Genomic DNA, 24770 nt, shown 5'->3' on the forward strand with positions numbered 1-24770 from the left:
CAACTTTGTGCTCCTTACTCAACCGCATCTAATTCTACCTTCAAATTATTGATGATAAAGTCTTGTCGATCCGGCGTATTTTTACCCATATAAAACTCGAGCAAAGTTTCAATCGGGGTAGCTCTATCGAGCATCACCGGATCTAGACGAATGTTATCGCCAATAAAGTGTTTGAATTCATCGGGCGATATTTCTCCGAGCCCTTTAAATCGGGTAATCTCAGGTTTGGGTTTGAGTTTTTCAATGGCTGCGATACGCTCTTCATCGCTGTAGCAATAGATGGTTTCTTTTTTGTTGCGCACCCGAAACAACGGTGTTTGCAAAATAAACAAATGCCCTTCTTTGATGAGTTCGGGGAAAAACTGTAAAAAGAAGGTTATAAGCAGCAAACGAATGTGCATACCATCCACATCGGCATCGGTGGCAATGACAATGTTGTTGTAGCGCAAACTGTCGTAATCTTCTTCAATGTCAAGCGCCGCTTGCAACAGGTTGAACTCTTCGTTTTCGTAGACAATCTTTTTGGTCATGCCATACGAATTGAGTGGCTTTCCGCGCAAACTAAATACCGCTTGCGTATTCACATCGCGGCTTTTGGTAATCGAGCCCGAAGCCGAGTCGCCCTCGGTGATAAACAACGTACTCTCAAGGCAGCGCTCATGCTTGGCATCGGTAAGATGCACCCTACAATCGCGCAATTTTTTGTTGTGCAAACTGGCCTTTTTGGCACGTTCGCGTGCTAGTTTTCTGATGCCCGAAAGCTCTTTGCGCTCGCGCTCGGCTTGCAAGATTTTCTTGAGCAACGCATCGGCCACTTCAGGATTTTTATGCAAGAAATTATCGAGTTTGGTCGCGACAAAATCATTGATAAACGTTCGTATACTTGGGCCATTCGGGCCAATATCGGTCGAGCCTAATTTGGTTTTGGTTTGTGATTCAAATACAGGCTCCTCAACTTTAACCGAAACGGCAGCCACGATTGATTTGCGAATATCTGAAGCTTCGAAGTTTTTGTTGTAAAAATCGCGAATGGTTTTAACCACCGACTCTCTAAACGCGTTCAAGTGCGTTCCGCCTTGGGTGGTGTTTTGCCCGTTCACAAACGAGTGATACTCTTCAGAATACTGCGACTTGCTGTGGGTCAGGGCCAACTCAATATCATCGCCTACCAAATGAATGATCGGGTAAACGGTATCTTCATCGGCAATGGTTTCTTGCAATAAATCTTTGAGGCCAAAATCAGAATAATACTTATCTCCGTTAAAATAAATGGTCAGGCCTGTATTGAGGTAGCAATAGTTTTTAAGCATACGCACCACGTATTCATGGCGGTATTTATAGTTTTTAAAGATCACATCATCGGCCACAAAACTCACTTTGGTTCCGCGGCGTTTGGTGCTTTCTTGAATTTCTTCTTCTAAGGTAAGATCACCGGCTTTAAACTCGGCGGCCTTTTGTTGGTTGTCACGCACCGACTCAACCCGAAAGTAGTTCGACAAAGCATTGACTGCCTTGGTACCCACCCCGTTGAGTCCGACTGATTTTTTAAAGGCTTTGGAATCATATTTTCCGCCGGTGTTCATTTTTGAAACTACATCAACCACTTTGCCCAGCGGAATACCACGTCCATAATCGCGTACGGTAACCATTTTATCTTTGACCGTTACCTCAATGGTTTTGCCCGCGCCCATGACAAACTCATCAATACAGTTGTCAATGACTTCTTTGAGCAAGATGTAAATACCATCGTCGGGCGCTGAACCGTCGCCGAGTTTTCCGATGTACATACCCGGCCGCATACGGATGTGCTCTTTCCAGTCTAGCGAGCGTATATTATCTTCGGTATATTGTGTTTGTTCAGACATAGCAAGAAAAATCGAATAGCACGCTAATGTAAGGCATTGCTGCTGATTTTAAAAGACGTAAGAATCAAAGTTATCAAACGGATATTGACAATAAAAACACGAGGCATTCATGCGCAACATCAAAGAAAAACACCGAGCATTTTGAATCGTACAAGGCTATATATTGTAGTTACTTACTATATACCCAGCCCAACAGCAAAGCATATGAATTTGAACGAACGATATTGCCGTCAAAAGTATTGTTTTTGTTGGTCTGAAAAACCCCGTGACTGTTGCGCACTTCAACAACAAGATGGTTTTTAGGGTTTAACTGAAAAGCCTTTCCTGCGCCCAAAACAAAACCAAAATCAAATTTATTATTGTATTCAAATGTGCTGCTTGTAAAATCAGTCACCGACGCGTACAATGCGTTATCGCCCTCGCCTTTTGCCTCTGAATCGAGCAAATAGCCCATAAATATTCCGCCGTTGACAAAAAAACCTTTGGCTTTTTTAAAATGGTATTGAATCATGACCGGCAAAGTGATGTATTGGTAACTGTAAACAACGGTTTCTGTTACAGTAGGTGAACTATCAACTTCCTGCCGCATTTGCAATTCACCCACTGCTTTGCTTTTTTTATTTTCATAAAAGAAATTGGTTTTGATAGAGAGGTTTTCTTTGAGGTAATATTCATAAGCAATACCCAGGCTTAAACCGGGCGCATAGCTGTAATCGAGGCCCGAAACATCCATTCCTCTGAATTTAGAATAGTTGGGCCCCACAGTAATGCCATATCGCTGACGATACTGGGCCCATGAGTGGCTGATGACAAAGAACACAAAAAGAAGGTAAAGCGTTTTTTTCATGATGTATGGATTATATTTTGAGGCCACAAGATATTATTTTTTAGTTATATTTTGGAGAGGCTGAGAAACTGCGCGGAATGATTAACGATGGTTGATTTTTGAAACATTGGTGTAACCGAGAACATATTACAGGTTTAAAAAGTGTAAAAGGTTTAAGAAGTTTAGTTGAAGCCCCATTCGTAATTCGTAATTCATAATTCGTAATTCATAATTCGTAATTCTTACAGCGTAGCGGTCTTACAGCGCAGCGGTCTTACAGCGTAGCGGTCTGTAGGCGCAGCCGTGTCTATAGCGTAGCGTGTCTCTAAATCAGCCGTATCCTGTCATTCCGACGCAGGAGGAATCTCACCCCTCATCTCAGGCACTCAGGCACTCAGCGCCTCAGGCACTTTTTTTTGCTTCTGTAAGAAATTTTACTACATTTACCACACTCACCACTTTATTTACTGCATAATAACCGCCGCTTGAGAGGAGACTTTTGAGGGTGGAGGTTTTTTTTAGAACTTAAGAGGTATATACTAGTTACCAGCAATATGAAGAACCTGATACTAATATTCGTAATCATTTTTTCAAACGCAGCATTTGGAAATAAAATAGATGAACTTAAAACAGATAAGGATGTTGAGGATTTTATAAAAATTGTAGCTCCTGAATTCGTAAAGAAAATATGGAAAGATTATGATCGTGGAAATTTTAGAATCGTTTCAACAGATACTATTTATGCAAACCTAAAATGTCAAAAGGTTTTTAATAAGTCCGAGATAAATAATTGGGAAAAAGTAGATATTAATAATGATGGGCTAACAGATTTACTCTTCATTCCGCATTACTATGGATATTCACAGTACATTATCATTGACGAGGGCAATAATAATTTTAATCTAACTAGGTTTATTATTGATTTTGATATCTGTGAATATGTGAAACCAATTAAAGTAAATCGGGAAAACCAATTAAAAATAAGAAAAGTAAATAGACTGTCATTTGGCACAATTTCAAGCAGCGAACCATATATCGCAATAGATACTTTAACCTACAAATTCAATTCTTTCATAGAGTTTAATAGCAAAAAAATCACTCAGGATCGAGTCAAATTAATAAAAGTAAAAACATCTTATTGTTTGGGACTTTGTCCAAGTTTCGAATTAGAAATAAACTATGATGGGCATATGGTATTTAATGGTTTAGGTTATACCAATTTCATCGGAAAATCTACATCAAATGCCGAATTAAAAAAAATCCAAGAAATCGAAGATTTGATCAATTATATTGATTTAAAAAACTTGAAGGACAATTACAGTGTAAGTTGGACTGATAGTCAGACAATATATTTAGAAATAGAATTCCAAGATGGATTTTCTAAGAAAATTACTGACTATGGATTAATTGGAACTTATGGTCTAAACAGTCTATATTCAAAATTAATAGATATTGGAACTAAAACTAATTGGAAATAAACACATACTGCTGCCAACCGCGGTCATGACTTATGGCTTTATTTTTCAAGCTTCTAGCCTGTTTTTCACAAACAAAACTCTATCTTAGTGGAGTAACCGCGACTCGCTCATCATCCAAAAAATATACCTGCAAACCGTTAGGCAACATTTTAAACTACAGCTAAATAAGCCTGATTTGGGTGATTAATCATGTCAGAATGCAAAAATCTGAGTCTATTTTTATCTATCAAAGGTTTTAAATATTTTCGGCTCAAATAATTATCCCCTTTATCGAGAATACTACCCAATTCTGCAAGCTTAAATGGTCGAATTGTGCATATTTCAATAATGATATTCTCTATGGTTTCTGTAGTCTCTCTACCACGCATGTGATAAATTTTACCTTGTAGTCTAAAAGGTAATTCTTCCAATAATGTTTTTCTATTAATTTCTCTAGCTTCTGTACTCAAACCTTCATCTGAAATTTCAACAATTTCATTATCAACCACATTGAGATTTAGAACTTCTGTACTAGTGAATTTGGGTTCTGTACTAATTAAATTAGGTTCTGTACTAATTAAATTAGGTTCTGTATTAATTTCTTTAAGTTCTATACTGGGCATTCTGTCACTTAATTGTTCTCCAGGTCTATAATAAGTAGCCTTACCTTTACCAAAAAGGGTTAATAAATTCAACTTTCTCAAAGAACGCAAATCTGTAGTAGCTTTAAGAGCATCACAGTCTGACATTTGACGATATGTCAAATTATCAATAGCTCCAACTTCACGAACAAAAATTAAAGCTTGTTTCTGAGAATCATTAAGATTGAAAGAATTGAATCGATTAAGCCAAACCAAATCTTTTTCATCAAGAAAATGATGTAATAATAATCTGGCTATAAATTCATTATCTTCTCTACTAGATTCAAAAGTAGGAGGAGCAAGTTTAGCATCAATCATCAATCTTCTCATTGCTCTTATCCCAGATCCTTTGGTTTCTGCTAAATTTGTTTCATGGAAAACGGCAGCAATAAAAGAATTTCTTGTTTCTGATCCTGGGAAACCTAATTTATCTTCAGGCTTGAGAGAGAATCCCGGATTTATAATTTCAATTCTATTATCATATCTAATTATTTGTGTTGGTTTGTGTTCCCTATATGATCTATGCATTAAAGCATTTACGATAGCTTCTCTGAGCGCCAATATTGGTAATCCTGTTACTTGTGCTTGAATTTGATCTTTATCCATCAGAAAACCTTTCGGTAAATCAGTATTGATTGCCTCAATTACTTTATAAACATTTAAAAGTAATGGACCTCTCATATCGATTGAAGTGAACCTTGATTCAGGATTTTCAACCCAGACATTACCGGGAACTCTTATGTAGTCAACTCTCAACATAGGAAAAGTTCTTCTCTGAGCAGATGATTTACCAAAAAGAAGGAGACCGGCTAATGTTAAAACTCCATTTTCAAGGCAACCTAAAGCAGTTAATAATTCATCATCCTCATAAGTCAATTCCTCAGCTGTAGGTAAAACTTTAGCTCTTAAATTTCTATATCTATTTATTGCGCTTTCATCAATATCATTGATACTTGTCCCTTCGACAGGCGTTTTATCATAACTTTTACCAAAATTATTGTAAAAAATGACCATGTCATCTTCAGTACAATGCATGTCTGATGAACCAATTCGCCTCATAGCGCCGCTGGGCAAGCCCATTTTTGTAAAATATAGCGGTTTTTGGAGGTTATCTAATTCTTTAATTTTTACCACAATAACATTTTTGCCTTCAAGTTTCTCGACTGATATAATTGGCCTGACTGGCAGATTGAACATAATTGCAGATTGAGTAGCTATTTCTTGTTGAATCTTATCAGGGTTTTCAACCCCTACAACTATGTACTGAGGAAAAAGAGAATCCTGAACTGCTGATACTCCAATTAAAATATAACCCTCTTGCAATCCTGGTTCATTTGAATATGCATTAATAGTTTCCATTAATGATTTTCCTGCTTCACTGCTTAGCTTAGCCTCAATCCAAGGCGTTTCATCTAGAGAATTTAACTGATTAAAAAGTTCTTGAGCAGATTTCATGTAAGAAAATTAAAATCCAAAAATACACAAATAGCAGGTAATTTACTAGCAAAACGTCACCTAACATGTGCTCAGGTAGCAATACAAGTTTAAAAAGAATAAAAGGTTGAGAAGTTTATATTGAAGCCTAATTCGTAATTCATTCAGCGCAGCAATCGTTCTCCTCATTCCAACACAAGAGCAATCTCAGACACTTCCCTTCTCAAGTGCTCCATTAGCAATACAAGTTTAAAAAGAGTAAAAGGTTGAGAAGTTTATTTTAAAGCCTAATTCGTAATTCATAATTCGTAATTCATACAACGACGCGTGTATAGCGTAGCGTACCCCACACCAAACCCCACAGTTTCACGCAACTATCCACCACACCCAAATTCCACCAACCACCGCACACGTACGGCCATGACCGCTGCGCTCAGTAGCCGCCAATGTTGGGTTCGACACGCACTGCGCTGGTACTGTTAAAGGCCAGAGCTCCCACAACGGTGCTGGTAAAGCGCTATACAAATTTATGCCAAAATGGCTTTCGCACAGCGGGGGTAGCACCCCAAAAATGTTAAAATTGCAAAAAAAGGCTTTTTTGTACGAAAAGAGTTATAATTCCGGCATTTTTAAAAAGGGTTTGTAGCAGATTGAAGGCAGGTTCAAGGCAGTCTGTTCGAGAAAAAAGCCGTTTTGTGCTACAAAGGTGCCTTAAATCTGTTTTGGATCTCGAACCTTTCAGAGCGCAAAATGGGCGTTATGGGCAATGGGCTTGCCAACAACTTTAACAAAATTTTAAGAAGCAGTACTCCCCCCACCTGCTCCATACTAAAAAAACCTCATACAACCTTTATTGACTGGCTTTTTTACGCACAAACAGCACTTAAAAACAACGGCAAAAAAGCGCTTTTTTGGGTATTTTTACAGAAAATCTACCTTAAGGCTTTAACAAATTATTAAGAAAAACAAGGTGTTTTTAGATACGGTTTGTGGCTAGGTGGTTGAGGGACACGCTGCGCTATAGACACGCTGCGCTATAGACACGGCTGCGCCTACGGACACGTTGCACTACAGACCGCTGCGCTTTAGGACAAAAGGGATGGTCTCGGTTTCACGGATTCAATTACTTCAAAAATCAAAGTTCGTTAATCTTCAATCGTTAATCATTCCAAACCGCTGCGCTCCATACAATTCGCCTAGGGCTCGGGTCGTTCATTATTATAGCCTGCTGCGCTGTTGGAAAGAAGTGATGTTTATCGGTTTCACGAATTCAATTACTTCAAAAATCAAAAAATCGTTAATCTTCAATCGTTAATCATTCCAAACCGCTGCGCTCCATTCAATTCGCCTACAGCTCGGGTCGTTCATTATTATAGCCTGCTGCGCTGTTGGAAAGAAGTGATGTTTATCGGTTTCACGAATTCAATTACTTCAAAAATCAAAAATCGTTAATCTTCAATCGTTAATCAATAAGCTCAGGCACTCAGCCGCTCAGTCTCTACTTCTGATAATATTTCCCCAACTTCATATTGAGTTCTTTGGGGTTAAAAGGCTTGATGATGTATTCGTTGATGCCAATTTGCAGGGCGCGATCCAGATAGCCAAATGAGGCCGAAGCGGTGAGTGCAATAATGGGTATGAGTTTATCGGTCTGACGAATACTGATGGTAGCATCGTAACCATCCATCACAGGCATAGAGAGATCCATGAGGATAACATCATAGTGGTTTTGGTTGTATTTTTCAATGCCAACAAGCCCGTTCTCGGCTGTGTCAACCTCAACATCCCATTGGCTCATGATTTTTTGGGCAATTTTGGTGTTGATGAGGTTGTCTTCAACGAGCAAAACTTTGAGTCCTTTGAGGTTTTCTTCTTTGTAATCGTCGTGCAAATCGTGGGTATTGACGGCTGCGTGTTTGAGGTCAATAGGCAAATGCATCGTGAAGTAAAAGTTTGAGCCCACGCCTACTTCGCTTTCAAATTTAATTTCTGAGCCCAATAACGCCAGTAGCTTTTTGGTGATCACCAGCCCTAGTCCGGTGCCGCCGTATAAGCGTGAGGTTTTGGTTTCGGCTTGAGAGAATTTTTCAAAAATAGTTTCAAACTTACTGGGTTCAATACCTATTCCGCTGTCAATAACTTCAATTTTAAAGGTTGAGAAATTGCTTTGTACGGCAATTTGTTTGAGCCTGATTTTGATTTTACCTTCATAGGTAAATTTAATTGCATTTGATACCAAATTAGTCACCACTTGATTGATGCGTAAGGGGTCACTGATTAAATTGGGCACAAAGTCAGTATCGGCAATTACTTCAATGGTATTGAGGTTTTCTGAGGCTCGAGCCTCCATTGATTTGGCAATTTGATGAATTAAGTCTTGCAGGTTAAACGGTATTTTCTCGATGTCAACTTTGCCGGCTTCAATTTTGCTAAAGTCAAGAATATCGTTGATGAGCAAGAATAAATTTTGGGCCGAATTCTTTAATACTTCAATATTTTCATGAAAACTCTGTAGTGAGTTTTCTTTTTCCATAATGTAGATCAAACCAATAATGGCGTTGAGTGGGGTTCTGATTTCATGACTCATAATAGATAAAAAATCAGACTTGGCATCATTGGCCTTCTTGGTATCGGCTATAGAATCGTATAACTTTTTTTGAATTTCAGCTTTGATTTCTATCTCTTTGTGCAGTATGTGCAACAAATCAAGTAGGTTTTCATCGTCTAATTCATGTCCTTCGGCATTGAGTTGTTTGATGGCCTCGACGAGTTTTTTTTGAAAGAACCTTCTTTTTTCGAGTTCGTCTTTGAGTTTAGAGGTTATATCGGCGTATTCTTTGTCATTGAGTTGTGAGGATTGCTCTGAAAGTTCGGCATCTTTATCGTAATTATTGTAGGTTTGGTTGACTACTTTGATAAAAGATTGCAGCGCAGGATTTTGCTCAATGAATTCTTCACTCAGAAACTTATCGAGTTGTCGCTTTAGATTTCTATGAAGTTGTGACTTGTCCATGGTTATAATTCAAACATAGTGGCTATGGTCATGGTTTGATTGTGCAGTTCACAAGCCACATGATCAAGCGTAGGTGAAATTTCGCCGTACGAATAAAATCCGCATAATATAGTTGCTTGACCAAAGGTATCTTTGACGATTTCGAGTTCTTCTTCAACGCGATCGTCCAACACTATGCGACGTCCAACACAACTAACCAACAAAGCCAACTGATGTGCTGAGACTTTATTTTGGGCTTTGACAGCGGCTTGAGCCGAAGCTTCAATGAGCCTATCGGTATTAGCTTTCATCAATCGAACCGACGAACCTTCGGGTAGGTTTCCGGCAAAAGTCATTGATTTGTTTTCTTCATCAATTGACAAAATGGTTCTGACTACTGATGTATTGCTGTCTTTTTCACGCATGGATAGCGGAAAATACAGCGACGAGCCCGGCAATTCATCGGCATATTTACCCAAATAATCTTTGTATAAATCTAAGGCATGGCGATCGCCGATTTTGTATAAAACATTTTTGTGTGATTGGGTTACTTCGCGTTCAGGGCCAAAGTCGCCCCAACCGCCTTCTGATCCAAAGCCAAAGCAGATGTTTTGACCGTAAAACCCGATGGCTACAATCTTACCTGCCGAGGCATCTTGATTCAGACCTACGATGGTTTTTTCAAAGTGGTATTCATCGCCGGCCAACCCGCCAAAAATGGGAATCTCTTTATTGGTTTTACCAATAAGTTCTTCAATAAGTTCGGTTCCGTTGACCTTGCTGCCTTCTGAAAGCACCAGAATTCCTTTGAGGTCATCAGCGCCTAAATCATTTTTTATTTGGGTTCCTAAATCAGGTAAGTTTGCATTTGAGATGATATCAACAACGGTAGCTTTGACTTGTGTTTTTTCAAATTGAATTGCCGTTGCAACGATATCATCTTCAATAACACATTGATTTGATATTTGCCCCGATGACGAACAAATAACAATTTGAGCGTTGGGATATTTAGATTTTAAAAAAGTAAACGGACGTGCATCTTCAAGAAGTGTTCTTTGACCAAAGGCCAAAACCAGTGTTGCTTTTTGCGCATCAAAACCTGAATGCTGAAAAACAGTTGAAGATTGATTGGAAGTACTGATCAGCAGTTGTTCTACATTCATGTGTTTGCTCCTTGAATAAAAAAGAGTTTTAAATAGTTTTGGGTTGTATAAAGTAAAGCAATGCGAATGGAATAAACAAAAAAACCTGTAAATAATTTACAGGCTTTGTAGTATTTGTTTGACAATCAATTTAGACATTGAATCTAAAATGCATCACATCACCGTCTTTGACAATATATTCTTTGCCTTCAACACGCAGTTTTCCGGCTTCTTTAACTTTGGCTTCTGAGCCGTATTGTGAGAAATCTTCGTAGGCAATCACTTCAGCGCGGATGAATCCTTTTTCAAAATCAGTGTGAATTACACCGGCTGCTTTTGGCGCTGTATCCCCTACATTAATGGTCCAAGCGCGTACTTCTTTGACTCCGGCTGTAAAATACGTTTGCAATTTGAGCAACTTATAGGCAGCGCGAATCAAAACGGCTGAACCCGGTTCGGTTAAACCCATATCTTCCAGAAAAACTTGTCGTTCTTCGTAGCTTTCTAACTCGGTGATATCTGCCTCGGCACCCACCGAAAGAATAATTACTTCTGCATCTTCGTCTTTCACGAGTTCACGAACTTGCTCTACATATTTGTTTCCGTGTACGGCCGAACCTTCATCAACATTACACACATACAAAACAGGTTTGTTGGTAATGAGCTGAAAATCTTGCATTAATGCTTCTTCATCTTGGTTTTGCAAAACTACCGTTCTGGCTGATTTTGCTTGCAATAAAGCTTCGCGAATGCGGTCTAAAAGTGCTTTTTCGGCTTGCGCTTCTTTGTTGCCGGTTTTGGCCGCGCGATTTACTTTTTCAAGGCGTTTTTCAACTGTTTCTAAATCTTTTAACTGCAACTCAACATCAATGGTTTCTTTGTCGCGGATGGGGTTTACGTTGCCGTCCACATGCACAATATTGTCGTTGTCAAAACAGCGCAAAACGTGTATGATGGCGTTGCATTCGCGGATGTTTCCGAGGAATTGATTTCCTAATCCTTCACCCTTGCTGGCCCCTTTGACCAAACCTGCAATATCAACAATATCAACGGTTGCCATTTGTACACGTTCGGGTTTAACGAGCTCTTCTAAACGCACAATGCGCGGATCGGGAACGTTGACCACACCAATATTGGGCTCAATGGTACAAAACGGAAAGTTAGCGCTTTGTGCTTTGGCGTTAGACAAACAATTAAACAAAGTTGATTTCCCGACGTTGGGCAATCCGACAATTCCTGCTTTCATATTGAGTGGAGATTAACCGTTAAAAAAGGTGTGCAAATATAACGGTTTAAATCTTTTTTAAAAGCGCGGTTTTGGGTAAATTTTATTCGGGTAATTCATCGAGCGTTTCGAGCACTTTTTGCTCTTCTTCGGTGGCTGTTAAGCCTGATTCTTCCCAATATTTTGACAACACAATATCTTTTTTATTGTACAGTGTTTTGTCTTTGAAAACCTCAGATTCTTTGTAGGTGTAATTTTGGGTACTAAACTGAGTCGTTAAAAAATAGTTCCGCACTTCAATGTCTTTGTTTTTGTCTTTCTCAACTTTTTCAAAACCGATTTCTTCTTTTGAACTCAGCAAGTAGTAGTTGTTGTTCTGAATTTTGTATATATTTTTATACATTGATTTGTAGACGTTTTTGGCCCCAACTCTGGTTTTGTCTTTGAGTTGCGCCAAAACTGCGGGCGAAACACTTGAGCTAACTTCAACAATTAATTTGCGTTTCGGATCATAAATAATCGAGAAATCATCGTGCATACCCGACGAATTTTCATTAGGAACAGCACTGATGATATTGAACTCTTTGTTTTTTGAGTAAACTTTAATCACAAAATCGTAATCGCGGCGCGCTTCAGACACCAACAGCGGATTGAGGTACTTAAAGTTGTAGTAATTCTCCATGATGTCATTGAGGTTGTAGCCCAATAAATCCGGAATCACGTCTTGTTCAATAAGGCTTCGCGAGCGGTTTTGCTCCACCAGTATAACCGCATCTATGTTTTTGGATTTGCCGAGCAACTGAAAATTCATAAGCCCATCGTTGTAATAGGCATAATTGCCATTGAGTTTAAAAAACTCGCGGGAGTACACCTTAAGTCGGCCGGGAACCGTTAGTTTTAGTTTTGAATTTTCAATAAGTGAAGCTAATATTTTTTGCGGGTGTTTGTTGAATACTAAAATCTCTTCTAGATCAGTAACATTATTGCGCAAATAGACCACCGTTGATTTTTCTTTGAGCGACAACGAACGAATATTAACCGGTAAATAAGACGAATGCCTGATTTGAATATTAGACGCACCGGTGAGTTCAAAAGTCACGATGCCTTCAGCATTACTGAGTAAATTTTGCTTGGTTTTAAGAATCGTGACTGTGGCATCCTCAATAGGCTGGTGCGTTTCTTCATCTTGAAGGATAAGAATGCGCTCCACCTTTTGGGCAGAAACAGAAATTGAAAGTAAAACAAAAATGAATGCTATTCTTTTTAGCATATAACCCTAGATTTTAACAGATATATTGAGATTTTTTCAACACAATAACCAAATCAAAATAATCTATCTGGGTTAAAAATATAAATCTGAAAGAAATTGACAAAAAAAATCCTGAAATAAATTCAGGAAATTTCTTATTCGTTGTGTAAAAAAGCTTGTCTGTTGAGCAAGGTTTCTTCTGATTCAACATGGTTATCATCTGGTATACAACAATCTACCGGACAAACTGCCGCACATTGTGGCTCTTCGTGAAAACCTTTACACTCGGTGCATTTACTCGGAACGATATAATAAATATCATCAGAAACCGGTCTTTGCGGTGCATCGGCGTCTACTTCAGTTCCGTCGGGTAAAACTACTTTTCCGTGCAATTTGGTTCCGTCTTTATAACGCCAATCATCAGCACCTTCATAAATAGCGGTATTCGGACATTCTGGCTCGCAAGCCCCGCAATTGATGCATTCGTCAGTGATTATTATTGCCATAATTATTGTTTGTTTGAAGAGGATATAGACCGATTCTCTAGGTTATTTTGCTTATTTTTGCTGCAAAATTACAATCAAAACTGTATATAAACAAGTAACGAATGTCACAAAACGATAAAATCAAAAGTTTTACAGAATTAGGAAAGTTTCTGGCCCAGTTTTCACCAAACAACACCACGCGCAATACAGCTGTAAAACACAATGATTTGTTTTTTGATCGTTTTGAGGCGCTCATTGAGCTCTCGCCCTCGCACAACGGTTGGTTTACGCCAGAACAAGTGTATTTTGCGGTGCAATCATGGGCTGAGGCTTTGACCGAAGAAAACCTCCGTCAGTGGCTTTCGGCTTATACAGAAAAAGAAGTTGCGCCCAAAACTGTAGGTTTGGTTTTGGCCGGAAATATTCCGCTGGTGGGTTTTCACGATTTTTTATCGGTGCTGGTTTCTGGCCACAACGTTTTGGTGAAGACCTCATCAAACGATCAAAAATTATTGCCTTTTTTGGCTGAATATCTGTGTGCGGTTTTGCCTGAATTTAAAAATCAAATCACTTTTACATCCGGCCAGCTCGAAAACTATGATGCTGTGATTGCCACCGGAAGCAACAATACTGCGCGTTATTTTGAATATTATTTTAAAGACAAACCGAGTATTATTCGCAAATCGCGAAATTCAGTGGCGGTTTTAAACGGACAAGAAACTCAAGAACAACTCGTGGCTTTGGGCGAAGATATTTTTAGGTATTTTGGCCTTGGTTGCCGCAACGTATCAAAATTGTTTGTACCCAAAGGTTATGATTTTACGCGCTTTTTTGAAGCGATGTTTGCCTATCAAGACGTGATTCACTACCCCAAATACGCCAACAACTATGATTACAACAAAGCGGTTTTTTTGATGAGCAATTTTAAAATTCTCGACAACGGTTTTTTGACCATCAAAGAAGACAGCAGTTACGCCTCGCCTATTTCAAGTGTTTTTTATGAATATTACGATTCAATTGAAGATGTGAAAACCAGACTTGAAACAGACCGTGATTTATTGCAATGCATCGTGTCTGACCATTTGATTCAAGGCAGCATTCCGTTTGGAAAAACACAAAAACCCGAACTTTGGGATTATGCAGATCATGTAGATACTTTGGATTTTTTATTGAATTTGTAAAAAGTAATTTTAGAAGATTTTATTCAGTAAAAATCTAAAATCAAAGAAAATTTCGCAACAAATACCGATAAACTACCGCTTTTTGTTTATTAACTACAACGTTTTCGTTAATAACATATACAAAACTGAGCGTAGAATAAATTGTTGTAATCGAATGCAATTCCGAGATTTGCTGCTTAAATTTTTATACTATGCTCACCGAAGTCATCAAGAAACACAATTACAGCGCAGGTCCATGCATACTGCCACAAGAAGTTTTTGAAAAATCAGCACAAGCTATTTTGGATTTTAACGGATCCGGCTTATCGATTTTAGAAATTTCGCACCGCAGCAAAGATTTTATCGCCGTTATGGATGAAGCGCGCGCTTTGGTTTTAGAACTCCTCGGGCTTACCGGCAAAGGTTATCAAGCTTTGTTTTTGAGCAGCGGCGCCAGTATGGAATTTTTGATGGTTCCGTATAATTTGATGAAAGAAAACGGGAAAGCCGCTTATCTTGACACCGGAACTTGGGCCAACAACGCCATCAAAGAAGCTAAATTGTTTGGTCAGACTGAAGTGGTTGCCTCTTCAAAAGACGCCAATTACAACTTTATTCCGAAAGATTATACAATTCTGGCTGATGCAGATTATTTTCACTGCACGAGCAACAACACCATTTTTGGAACACAGATGAAAAGCTTTCCGAAAACGGGCATTCCGATGGTGTGCGATATGAGTTCGGATATTTTCTCGCGCGTTTTAGATTTTTCACAATTTGATTTGATTTACGCCGGAGCTCAGAAAAATATGGGCCCTGCCGGAACGACTTTGGTGGTGGTCAAAGAAGAAATTCTGGGCCATACCGGACGCACAATTCCGAGTATTTTAGATTATCAGAAACACATCAAAGCCGACAGTATGTACAACACGCCGCCGGTGTTTCCGGTGTATGCCTCATTGCTCACTTTGCAATGGATTAAAAACAACGGAGGCATTGCGGCCATGGAAAAAATCAACAACGCCAAAGCCGAATTGCTTTACAATGAAATTGATCGCAATCCATTATTCAGAGGAACCGCTCAAGTAGAAGACCGCAGCGCCATGAACGCAACGTTCTTGCTCAACGACGAGTCTAAAGCCGCTGAATTTGACCAAATGTGGAAAGCCGCAGGCATCTCAGGAATTGCAGGACATCGTTCGGTGGGTGGTTATCGCGCCTCAATGTATAACGCGCTTCCGCTAGAGAGCGTTCAGGTACTCGTAGAGGTGATGCGCGCTTTTGAACAAAAAGCTTAAGCGAACAGTACTGCCCCCCTAGCCCGGATTATTTGAAATTAAAAGGAGGACAGCCAGTGGCTGTCAGGTATTTTTGCTTTAGCAAAACACTTTAAAAACAATCAGCCGGAACAGCTTCAAAAAAAAAATAAATAATCAACGAGTGAAAAGCTCCTAAACTCAGTCGCTCAGTAACTCAGCAACTCTAAATAAATGAAAGTATTAGCCAACGACGGAATCTCAAAAAGCGGCATTGCTGCTCTTGAAAAAGGCGGATTCGAAGTGATTACCACCAAAGTAGCCCAAGAACAAGTGTCTGCGTATATGAATGCAAATCAGATTGAAATTTTACTGGTGCGCAGTGCCACCAAAGTGCGCAAAGAACTCATTGATAGTTGCCCCAACCTCAAAATCATCGGTCGCGGTGGTGTGGGTATGGACAATATTGATGTAGACTATGCGCGCAGCAAAGGCATTCACGTGATCAACACACCGGCTTCGTCGTCAGAAAGTGTGGCAGAATTGGTGTTTGCTCATTTGTTTACCGGTGTGCGCTTTTTGCAAGACGCCAACCGCAATATGCCGCTTGAAGGCGACAGCAATTTTGACGGATTGAAAAAAGCCTATGCCAACGGTATTGAATTGCGCGGAAAAACACTCGGCATCATCGGCTTTGGTCGCATTGGGCAAGCTACGGCCAAAATGGCTTTGGGCTTGGGTATGAAAGTAATTGCCGCCGATAAATTTGTAGACAACGCGCAGATTAAAGTAGATTTTTACAACGGTCAGTTTATCAATGTAGATATCGTGACTGAGCCTTTAGAAGACGTAATCAAGCACGCTGATTTTATTACACTGCACGTTCCGGCGCAAGAAGGTTATGTGATTGGGGCCGATGAAATTGCAACGATGAAAAAAAATGTGGGCATTATTAACTGCTCTCGTGGTGGTGTCATTGACGAAGTAGCGCTGATAGCTGCTTTGGACGAAGAAAAAGTTTTATTTGCCGGTTTGGATGTTTTTGAAAACGAACCGAATCCGGAGATTCAGATTTTGATGCATCCGAAGATTTCGCTCACACCGCACATTGGTGCCGCAACGCTCGAAGCACAAGACCGAATCGGGACTGAATTGGCCGAGCAAATCATCAGTTTGATGAAATCAGAGAAAGTGTAATTTACTTCAGATTTATAGTACAAAAGCCGGGTTCACGCTCGGCTTTTTTTATTACATTTGATGGAACGCTAATACCTTAAAATCATGTTTGAACAACTCACACAACTCGTACAGCAATTTGGTCAAGACGCCGTAGTCAACAATTCAGAGGTTCCGAATGAACATAACCAAGAGGTTATGAATACGGCCAGTGAATCAATCCTTTCAGGCTTAAAAAACATCGCGGCACAAGGCGGAACTGCTGATTTGGCAACACTCATGCAAGGCAACAATGCCGGCGATGCATCAAACCCTGTGGTGCAACAACTCACTGAAAAGCTCACAGGTGATTTGGGTGAAAAATTTGGTTTGAGCAGTGAGGCAGCTTCGGGCGTGGCCGGAAATTTAATACCACAAGTATTGGGCAATTTGGTCAATAATGCCAAAGACCCGAACCACAAGGGTTTTGAAATGTCTGATTTGGTGGGCGCGATTACCGGCGGACAAGGTAGTTCTGGTTTGATGGATGCGATTAGTCAATATGGTGGTCAGTTTGGGCTCGATCAAAACGCCGACGGAAAAGTTGATATGAGCGATGCGATGGCTGCTGTGAGCAAAAAAGGCGGGATTGGCGGTTTGCTCGGAAAACTATTTGGCAGATAAAACCAGAGGTTGGTTGATGTTAAATCTATTTGAAAAGCAAGTGGATTGAGCCTATTTGACTAACTTTAGGCCAAATTCAAGAAAGTGAAAATCGGTTTTAAAATATTTCTGTTTCTAGGCGTTGTTGTGCTCTGTTCGGCTTGGAATAAACATCTGACCCAACCAAAACCAACAGTTGATTTTCGGAAAGTTTCTGATACGGTGCGCATTGCCAATGATTCGATTGAGTATGAAATCATCATCATCGAACCCGGATTTGACAGTTGGCTCGCTACCGCCAAACCCAGAAATTATTTTTCACTGGTTTATCTTGAAAACAAAAACAGAATGTGGGTTTCTGAGTGGAACCAACGCGTATTGGACAATCGATATAATCAGAATTTATACGAAATGCGCATTGACTATCAGCCGCACATTCGCTACGGCTTTGAAGTCAACTATCTTTTATATCAATATTTTAGCTATTTTCAGCAACGATACAAGCAACGATTGTAAATCGGCTTATCTTTGCTCTCATTTCTGACTTATGCCTACTTTTAAACAGCGCTGGAACATTCAATCAAACACGCAACTTACGGTGATCATCATTGTGTTTGCGCTGACGGGTTCGTCATCAGCTTGGTTGTCCAAACCATTTTGTTTGTGGTTGGGCATCACCAAAGAAGAATTGGGTTTTTGGTTTACACCGGTTCGGTTGCTGTTGATTTTTCCGATCTATCAAGTGTTGTTGGTCTTGATTGGTTTTTTATTCGGGCAATTTGAATTCTTCTGGAAGTTTGAAAAGAAAATACTCCGCAGCATGCGTTTGGGTTTCTTATTGCCCAAAGAAAATAAAGATTAACTTTTGAGCCAATCGTCAAAATATTTCCTGAGTTTACTGACCTTTGGGCTGATCACAAAACTGCAATAACCTTGTTCAGGATTGCGATTGTAGTAGTTGTGATGATATGATTCGGCCTCATAAAAAATCGTCGCTTGTTCAAGTTGTGTCACCACCGGCGCATCAAAAATTTCCATGGTTTTGAGTTGTGCTAAATAAGTCTCTGCTGCTTTTTTTTGTTCTTCATCTACATAAAAAATCGAGCTTCTGTATTGGGTGCCGATGTCGTTGCCTTGACGATTGAGCGTGGTTGGATCATGCGTAGCAAAAAAGATGTTGAGCAACATTTCAAATGAAATAACCGCCGGGTCAAAAACAATTTCAATGGCTTCAGCATGCCCGGTATGTCCGGTGCAAATTTGCTCATAAGTTGGATTCGGACGACGACCGCCGATATAACCCGGTGTGACTTTTTGAACGCCGCGAATGTTCAAGAAGACGGCTTCGGTACACCAAAAGCATCCACCGGCTAAAATAGCTTTTGAAAGTGAAGTTTGCATAGAATTGTTTTGCGCAAAGATAAAACAAACACGCGCTTGATGATAAAAATTTGTTTCTTTGCAAGACATTCAAAGCTCATGATTTCAGCGCAAAATATTTTTAAAAACTACGACGAGCTTCAAGTGCTCAAAGGTGTTGATTTGTTTATAGCCAAAGGCGAAATTGTCTCGATTGTCGGAGCCTCGGGCGCCGGTAAAACTACTTTGTTGCACATTCTCGGAACCTTAGATAAACCCACCGTTCACGAAGGAACAAAACTTGAAATTGACGGTCAGGATATTTTAAAAATGAATGATAAGACTTTGTCGCAATTCCGAAATCATCATTTGGGTTTTATCTTTCAGTTTCATCAACTTTTGCCCGAATTTACAGCACTTGAGAACGTTTGTATTCCGGCATTCATCGCTCAAAAAGACAAAAAAGAAACCGAGACCGAGGCGCTCAGATTGCTTGAATATTTAGGCCTTTCTGAAAGAGCACACCACAAACCCTCGGCACTTTCGGGCGGTGAACAACAACGCGTAGCCGTAGCCAGAGCGCTCATTAATAAACCGGCTGTTATTTTTGCCGATGAACCATCGGGCAATCTAGATACGCTATCAGCCGAAAACCTGCACCAATTGTTTTTTAAATTGCGCGATGAACTTGGGCAAACCTTTGTGATTGTGACCCACAACGAAGAACTCGCGCAAATGGCCGACCGTAAACTCGTGATGGTAGACGGTCAAATATCCGGTAGATAAAATGGTACTGATTTTAATTTCATGGATGTACATTGCGCTGACTTGTGTTCATTTGGGGCTCGGCTTATCATATTTCATTAAATTAAAAACCAACCAACTCATTCCGGTGCTGATTTATGGCTTGTTTTCAGTGGCCATGCTGAGCTCGATTTGGGCGGTTTGGGGCCGCATTAATATTGAGTTTCATCTGTTTTTATTGGCGCTCAACGGCTTGATATACGCTTCAAACAAAAAGCAAATTCACCAAATTTATCAAGATTTTGTGGGTGATTTAAAAGCGCTTTCGGTTCTGATAAAAGTGCTTTTAGCTGTGGTAACGATGCTGATTATAGCGCAATGTGCCACGGCTCCGTTTGTGATTGACAATGAAACTTATTACATCCAAACCATCAAATGGCTCAATGAATATGGACTGGTTAAAGGTTTGGCGAATTTGCATATTTCACTCGGGCAAATCAGTGGTTGGCACATCCTGCAGAGCGCATTTAGTTTTTCTTTTTTGCATCAGAATTTCAATGACTTAAGCGGATTTTGTTTGCTCATCGGAAATACTTTCGCGTTTTTAAAACTCCATGAATACTTTAAAACGCACCAGATTGCTGATTTGCTCATGGGTTTATTTCCGGTGGCCAATGTGTTGTTTTTTCAGTTGATCAGTGCGCCATCGCCGGATATTCCGGTTTATGTTTTGAGTTTTATGCTGTTTTATTATTTGATGCAACATTTAAAAAGCGAAGACATCGCCCACTTTCATTTTATGGCATTGCTGGGCTTTTTTATTTTGTTTGTCAAGATTACAGCCTTTGCGCTGATTTTGATTCCGTTGTTGGTTTTGACCCTGCATTTTAAAAAATGGAGCAACCAATTACTTCCCATCGGCTTTTTGGGTTTGTTGACTTTAATTTTGTTTGTCACCAAAAACGCCATTACATCGGGGTTACCGCTTTTTCCGTTAACGCATTTGAGGTTGCCGGTTGATTTTGCTGTGCCTTTGAGCAGCGCCGAATTCTATTTTAACTCCGGCAAAATGTGTCTGTTTTTTGTCACACCACAAGAATATCAATCGATGAGTTTTTTGCAAATCGCACTGCGTTGGTTGTTTGCCTCAAAAATAAGCGGCCTGATCAATGTATCAACTGTTTTGATTTTGCTCATGAGTCCGATTTTTATTTACAAATTCCACCACAAAAAAGAGCTGTGGTTTATTTATGGCGTTTCGGTCATTGAATTTGCGCTGTTGCTGTTGAGTTCTCCGGTGTATCGTTACTTTATTTATTTGACGCTTTTTTGGGGCTTTTTTATTGTGATTTGTTTGATTCAGAATCAAAAATTCATTTCCGGCGTTTATGCCATTTCTGTTATGGCAACCGCTTTTGTATTGTTTTTTCCGTTGAACTTTGATGGGTTAACCCAAAACAAACTCATCAGTCAAAACAGTCCGTTTTCATTCAAGAATGTTATTTTTCCGCATAAAAATTCAAAACTTCAAACCACCTATAAAGTTGTTCAAAACCGGAACTTAAAGTACAATGCTCCGGTGCAAAGTGAATTCTTTTGGGCCAACGGCGACGGAAATTTACCGTGTGTGAACCAAGAGCAAATTGATTATTTTGAACAAACACTAGGCGTGGTTCCGCAAATGCGCGGAGCAAATCTAAGCGACGGATTTTATACGAAATCAACCCCAAAACAATGAACCAAAGCGAGCTTAAAGAATTTCTGGACGAAAAGGTAGATTTGTACAACAGGCCGGTTTTTATTGATTCTGATCCGATTCAGATTCCGCATCGGTTTTCAGTAAAAGAAGATATTGAAATAGCCGGATTTTTGGCGGCCACTTTGGCTTGGGGCAACCGAAAAATGATCATCAACAGCACCAACAAACTCATGAATTTGATGGGCAACGCGCCTTATGATTTTGTCATGTCGCACTCTGAAAACGATCTTGAAAAACTAGAAGGTTTTGTACACCGAACTTTTAACGCAACTGATGCCCAAACCTTTGTAATTGCCCTCAAAAATATCTACCAAAACCATCATGGGCTTGAAAATGTTTTTAGTCAAAATGGGCAAACCGACCGATTACAAAACAATATTCATCATTTTCGAAATGTATTTTTTGAAATTGAACACAAGGCCAGAACACAAAAGCATGTTTCAGATCCGATGAAAAATTCTGCGGCCAAAAGAATCAATATGTTCTTGCGTTGGATGGTTAGAGATGACGGACGCGGAGTTGATTTAGGTATTTGGAAAAGTATTCCAACCTCAAGACTCTCTTGTCCTTTAGATGTTCACTCGGGAAACGTTGCCAGAAAATTAGGTTTGTTGACCCGTAAACAAAATGATTTTGCGGCTTTGGAAGAACTTGATACCAACCTTAGAAAATTAAATGCGATTGATCCGGTTAAATACGATTTTGCTCTTTTTGGGCTTGGTGTTTTTGAAGGATTTTAGAATCAGAAAGAGGATTGAAAATTTATAATCAGCTGGTTATAAAATTTAACATTTTTTCAGTAGGGTGGCTCGCATGTTAATTGTCTCATAAAATAAGGATATTCTTAAATTTAGAGCTAAATTTGCGACGCCAATTCAGATTTTATAAAAAAACTACTTAACCTGCTATGAAAAAAATAATCTCACAAAGAGTTTCACTTCTTGTTGTAATTGCTGTTTTGTTGGTTTCTAACCTAATCACTTTTACGATTATTTCTCGAAAATACGCCAACACAGAAACCACAGAAATTTCAGAAGCCGGCATAGGGCAAAGCTGCGGTTACAATGTAAAAAGGTTAGATGGGTATAAATATGTTAAGCCCTTGTTGTTTGTTGACAACCAATACGAATCTGACGAGCTTGCTCAGTTAAAAAGCACGCTTACAAGTATGGTGGACAACTTCAAGAATAGTGGCAATCTGAACTCAGCTTCAATTTATATTAAAGAGTACAATTCTAACGGATGGATGGGAATAAACCCAGATGAAAAGTATATGCCGGGTTCATTAATGAAAGTTCCGGAGCTGATAGCCTATCTAAAAATGGAAGAATTGCACCCGGGAACTCTTGACAAAGTCTTAACCCTTAAAGGGCGTTATATAGCTGATAAACATCCGCAGTATTTATCAAAATCTATTCAAGTAGGCCAAAATTACTCCGTTCGAGAGCTATTGCGCTATATGATTGAATATTCAGACAACGATGCAACTTCGCTTTTGTTTGACCACATGGACAAAACAATTTTCAAAAAAGTTTTTACTGATTTTGGTATGAAATGCCCTGATTTGTCGGCACAGAATTATCCGATTACCTCTAGAGAATATACTTATTTTATGAGGGCATTGTATAATGCTTCATACTTGAACACTAAAAACTCTGAGTTTGCTACGGAACTTCTTGCCAAATGCAATTTCAAAAAAGGCATGGTGGCCGGCTTGCCCTCTGATATAAAAATTGCCCATAAATTTGGTGAATCAGGTGACCCTATGGAAAAGCATTTGAGTGAATCAGCTGTGATATATTTGAATAATAGCCCCTACACTATAACCATCATGACCAAAGGAAAAGACATGAATAAATTGCCTGAGGTTATCAAACAATTGTCCACTACCGTTTATCAGTTTATGCGCAACAGAGATAATACTTCTTTAGCGGCATCATAAGCATTGAGGTTTCATAAAAAGTGTACCTTTGCGCCAAACTTAAGCGGCAGATGAGCACATTTGAAGAATTTGGTTTACCTAAATCAGTTCAGAAAGCAATTGACGAATTAGGCTATACTACGCCAACCCCTATCCAAGAAAAATCTTTTCCGGTGATCATGTCTGGGCGTGATATGATGGGAATTGCACAAACCGGAACCGGAAAAACTTTAGCCTATTTACTTCCGTTACTCAAACTGTATAAGTTTAGCCATTCGCATATACCTAAAATATTAATTCTTGTACCCACCCGCGAACTTGTGGTACAAGTTACCGAAGAAGTTGAAAAGCTGACCCAATATATGTCGGTGCGAACTTTGGGCATTTATGGCGGAGTAAACATCAATACACAGAAAACAGCCGTTTATCAAGGCATTGATATTTTGGTCGGAACACCCGGTCGCGTAATGGATTTGGCACTAGACAACGTAGTTCGATTTGACGAAACAACCAAACTCGTCATTGATGAATTTGATGAAATGCTCAACCTCGGGTTCAGAGTACAACTCACGTCCATTTTGGCGATGATGCGACCAAAAAGACAAAACATTTTGTTTTCGGCCACCATGACTGATGATGTTGATGCGGTTTTAAACGATTACTTTGATTTCCCTCAAGAAGTAAGCTTGGCAGCTTCAGGAACACCCATTGAAAAAATATCACAGTCTTCTTATCCGGTAGCAAATTTTAACACCAAAATCAATTTGCTCAAACATCTATTAAAAGATGAATCCATGAGCCGGGTTTTGATTTTTGTCAACAATAAAAAACACGCTGATTTAATTTTTGAGGGAATTGAAGAAGATTTTGGTCATGAATTTGGGCTTATCCATTCAAATAAATCACAGAATTATCGCCTCAATACGATGGCCGAATTCCAACTCGGCAACCTCAGGGGTATCATCACCACCGATGTCATGGCGCGCGGATTGGATATTTCAGACATTACACATGTGATTAATTTTGAAATGCCTGAAACGCCTGAAACTTATATTCACCGTATTGGTAGAACCGGTCGCGCTGACAAAACCGGTAACGCCATCAGTTTTTTTACACCTAAAGAAGAGGAACGAAAAATTGAAGCAGAAGTTTTGATGAATCGAGAAATTGAAGTTGTTGATTTTCCGGAACATGTTGAGATTTCAGATAAACTCATTGGTTCAGAAAAAAGCCGACAACCGGTAAAATTCTTGCTCAAAAAACCGAAACTTGAGGGCGATGGTGCTTTTCAGGAAAAGGCAAAAAAGAACCAAAAAGTCAATTTGGGCGGGCCATCTAAAACCAAAAAGAAAACACATGGTTCTGTAAACCGGAATCTGTTAAAAACACAAAGTCAAAAAAGAAAAGGAAAAAAATAGCACCGATTATTGACTTTTG

Annotated in this window: 21 protein-coding genes; 12 read left to right on the forward strand and 9 right to left on the reverse strand. The window is 39.4% G+C overall.

Annotated features, from left to right (window positions below):
• Positions 1–14: 14 nt before the first annotated feature.
• On the reverse strand, positions 15–1865 hold the full coding sequence (locus tag KIH23_RS06895; protein ID WP_213212387.1) for a DNA topoisomerase IV subunit B: 1851 nt from the start codon (positions 1863–1865) through the stop codon (positions 15–17).
• 169 nt (positions 1866–2034) lie between these two features.
• Positions 2035–2712 carry a porin family protein gene (locus KIH23_RS06900; protein WP_213212389.1) on the reverse strand — a complete coding sequence of 226 codons (678 nt, stop codon included), beginning with the start codon at positions 2710–2712 and terminating at the stop codon, positions 2035–2037.
• Positions 2713–3245: 533 nt separating this feature from the next.
• Here KIH23_RS06900 and KIH23_RS06905 point away from each other — a divergent pair.
• Positions 3246–4169, forward strand: coding sequence for a DUF6438 domain-containing protein (locus KIH23_RS06905; protein ID WP_213212391.1), 924 nt, complete (start codon positions 3246–3248; stop codon positions 4167–4169).
• Between the two features lie 149 nt (positions 4170–4318).
• Here the strand turns inward: KIH23_RS06905 and KIH23_RS06910 are convergent, their stop codons facing one another.
• The 6 genes from KIH23_RS06910 to KIH23_RS06935 form a co-directional block, all read right to left on the reverse strand.
• Positions 4319–6244 carry an ATP-binding protein gene (locus KIH23_RS06910; protein WP_213212393.1) on the reverse strand — a complete coding sequence of 642 codons (1926 nt, stop codon included), beginning with the start codon at positions 6242–6244 and terminating at the stop codon, positions 4319–4321.
• Between the two features lie 1477 nt (positions 6245–7721).
• Positions 7722–9236 (reverse strand): ATP-binding protein, encoded by a 1515-nt coding sequence (locus tag KIH23_RS06915; RefSeq protein ID WP_213212395.1) that lies wholly within the window; start codon positions 9234–9236, stop codon positions 7722–7724.
• A gap of 2 nt (positions 9237–9238) precedes the next feature.
• A complete protein-coding gene (locus KIH23_RS06920; RefSeq protein WP_213212397.1) occupies positions 9239–10378 on the reverse strand; it encodes an FIST signal transduction protein in 1140 nt (379 codons plus the stop codon).
• 130 nt (positions 10379–10508) lie between these two features.
• Complete coding sequence (gene ychF, locus KIH23_RS06925) at positions 10509–11603, reverse strand: redox-regulated ATPase YchF (RefSeq protein ID WP_213212399.1); 1095 nt, start codon at positions 11601–11603, stop codon at positions 10509–10511.
• Positions 11604–11685: 82 nt separating this feature from the next.
• Complete coding sequence (locus KIH23_RS06930) at positions 11686–12852, reverse strand: hypothetical protein (RefSeq protein WP_213212401.1); 1167 nt, start codon at positions 12850–12852, stop codon at positions 11686–11688.
• A 134-nt stretch (positions 12853–12986) separates the two neighbouring features.
• Positions 12987–13337, reverse strand: coding sequence for a 4Fe-4S dicluster domain-containing protein (locus KIH23_RS06935; protein WP_213212403.1), 351 nt, complete (start codon positions 13335–13337; stop codon positions 12987–12989).
• A gap of 101 nt (positions 13338–13438) precedes the next feature.
• Here KIH23_RS06935 and KIH23_RS06940 point away from each other — a divergent pair, with 101 nt between their 5' ends.
• The 6 genes from KIH23_RS06940 (at position 13439) to KIH23_RS06965 (ending at position 18412) form a co-directional block, all read left to right on the forward strand.
• Complete coding sequence (locus KIH23_RS06940) at positions 13439–14497, forward strand: acyl-CoA reductase (protein WP_213212405.1); 1059 nt, start codon at positions 13439–13441, stop codon at positions 14495–14497.
• 206 nt (positions 14498–14703) lie between these two features.
• On the forward strand, positions 14704–15774 hold the full coding sequence (serC, locus tag KIH23_RS06945; RefSeq protein ID WP_213212550.1) for a 3-phosphoserine/phosphohydroxythreonine transaminase: 1071 nt from the start codon (positions 14704–14706) through the stop codon (positions 15772–15774).
• Positions 15775–15966: 192 nt separating this feature from the next.
• Positions 15967–16929, forward strand: coding sequence for a D-2-hydroxyacid dehydrogenase (locus KIH23_RS06950; RefSeq protein ID WP_213212407.1), 963 nt, complete (start codon positions 15967–15969; stop codon positions 16927–16929).
• Between the two features lie 84 nt (positions 16930–17013).
• Positions 17014–17571: a DUF937 domain-containing protein gene (locus KIH23_RS06955; protein WP_213212409.1), complete on the forward strand. Its 558-nt coding sequence runs from the start codon at positions 17014–17016 to the stop codon at positions 17569–17571.
• A 153-nt stretch (positions 17572–17724) separates the two neighbouring features.
• The gene (locus KIH23_RS06960) at positions 17725–18066 is read left to right on the forward strand and encodes a DUF6146 family protein (RefSeq protein WP_249684836.1); all 342 of its coding nucleotides are present in this window, start codon (positions 17725–17727) and stop codon (positions 18064–18066) included.
• A gap of 31 nt (positions 18067–18097) precedes the next feature.
• Positions 18098–18412, forward strand: coding sequence for a DUF6787 family protein (locus tag KIH23_RS06965; RefSeq protein WP_213212411.1), 315 nt, complete (start codon positions 18098–18100; stop codon positions 18410–18412).
• On the opposite strand, the gene msrA is transcribed toward KIH23_RS06965, so the two are convergent.
• A complete protein-coding gene (gene msrA / locus KIH23_RS06970) occupies positions 18409–18951 on the reverse strand; it encodes a peptide-methionine (S)-S-oxide reductase MsrA (RefSeq protein WP_213212412.1) in 543 nt (180 codons plus the stop codon). The two genes, KIH23_RS06965 and msrA, sit on opposite strands and share 4 nt — an antisense overlap.
• A gap of 78 nt (positions 18952–19029) precedes the next feature.
• On the opposite strand from msrA, the gene KIH23_RS06975 reads away from it, so the two are divergent.
• The 5 genes from KIH23_RS06975 to KIH23_RS06995 all read left to right on the forward strand — a co-directional run bounded on the left by KIH23_RS06975 (position 19030) and on the right by KIH23_RS06995 (position 24751).
• Positions 19030–19695, forward strand: a complete 666-nt coding sequence (locus KIH23_RS06975; RefSeq protein ID WP_213212554.1) for an ABC transporter ATP-binding protein — start codon at positions 19030–19032, stop codon at positions 19693–19695.
• Position 19696: 1 nt separating this feature from the next.
• Positions 19697–21391: an LIC_10190 family membrane protein gene (locus tag KIH23_RS06980; protein WP_213212415.1), complete on the forward strand. Its 1695-nt coding sequence runs from the start codon at positions 19697–19699 to the stop codon at positions 21389–21391.
• Positions 21388–22152, forward strand: a complete 765-nt coding sequence (locus KIH23_RS06985) for a TIGR02757 family protein (protein ID WP_213212417.1) — start codon at positions 21388–21390, stop codon at positions 22150–22152. The genes KIH23_RS06980 and KIH23_RS06985 overlap by 4 nt, the downstream gene beginning before the upstream one ends.
• A 167-nt stretch (positions 22153–22319) precedes the next feature.
• Positions 22320–23354, forward strand: coding sequence for a serine hydrolase (locus KIH23_RS06990; RefSeq protein WP_213212419.1), 1035 nt, complete (start codon positions 22320–22322; stop codon positions 23352–23354).
• Positions 23355–23404: 50 nt separating this feature from the next.
• A complete protein-coding gene (locus tag KIH23_RS06995; protein ID WP_213212421.1) occupies positions 23405–24751 on the forward strand; it encodes a DEAD/DEAH box helicase in 1347 nt (448 codons plus the stop codon).
• The last annotated feature ends 19 nt before the right edge of the window (positions 24752–24770 follow it).

It is taken from the genome of Flavobacterium sp. CYK-55 (genome assembly GCF_018413465.1).
Taxonomy (GTDB): domain Bacteria; phylum Bacteroidota; class Bacteroidia; order Flavobacteriales; family Flavobacteriaceae; genus Flavobacterium.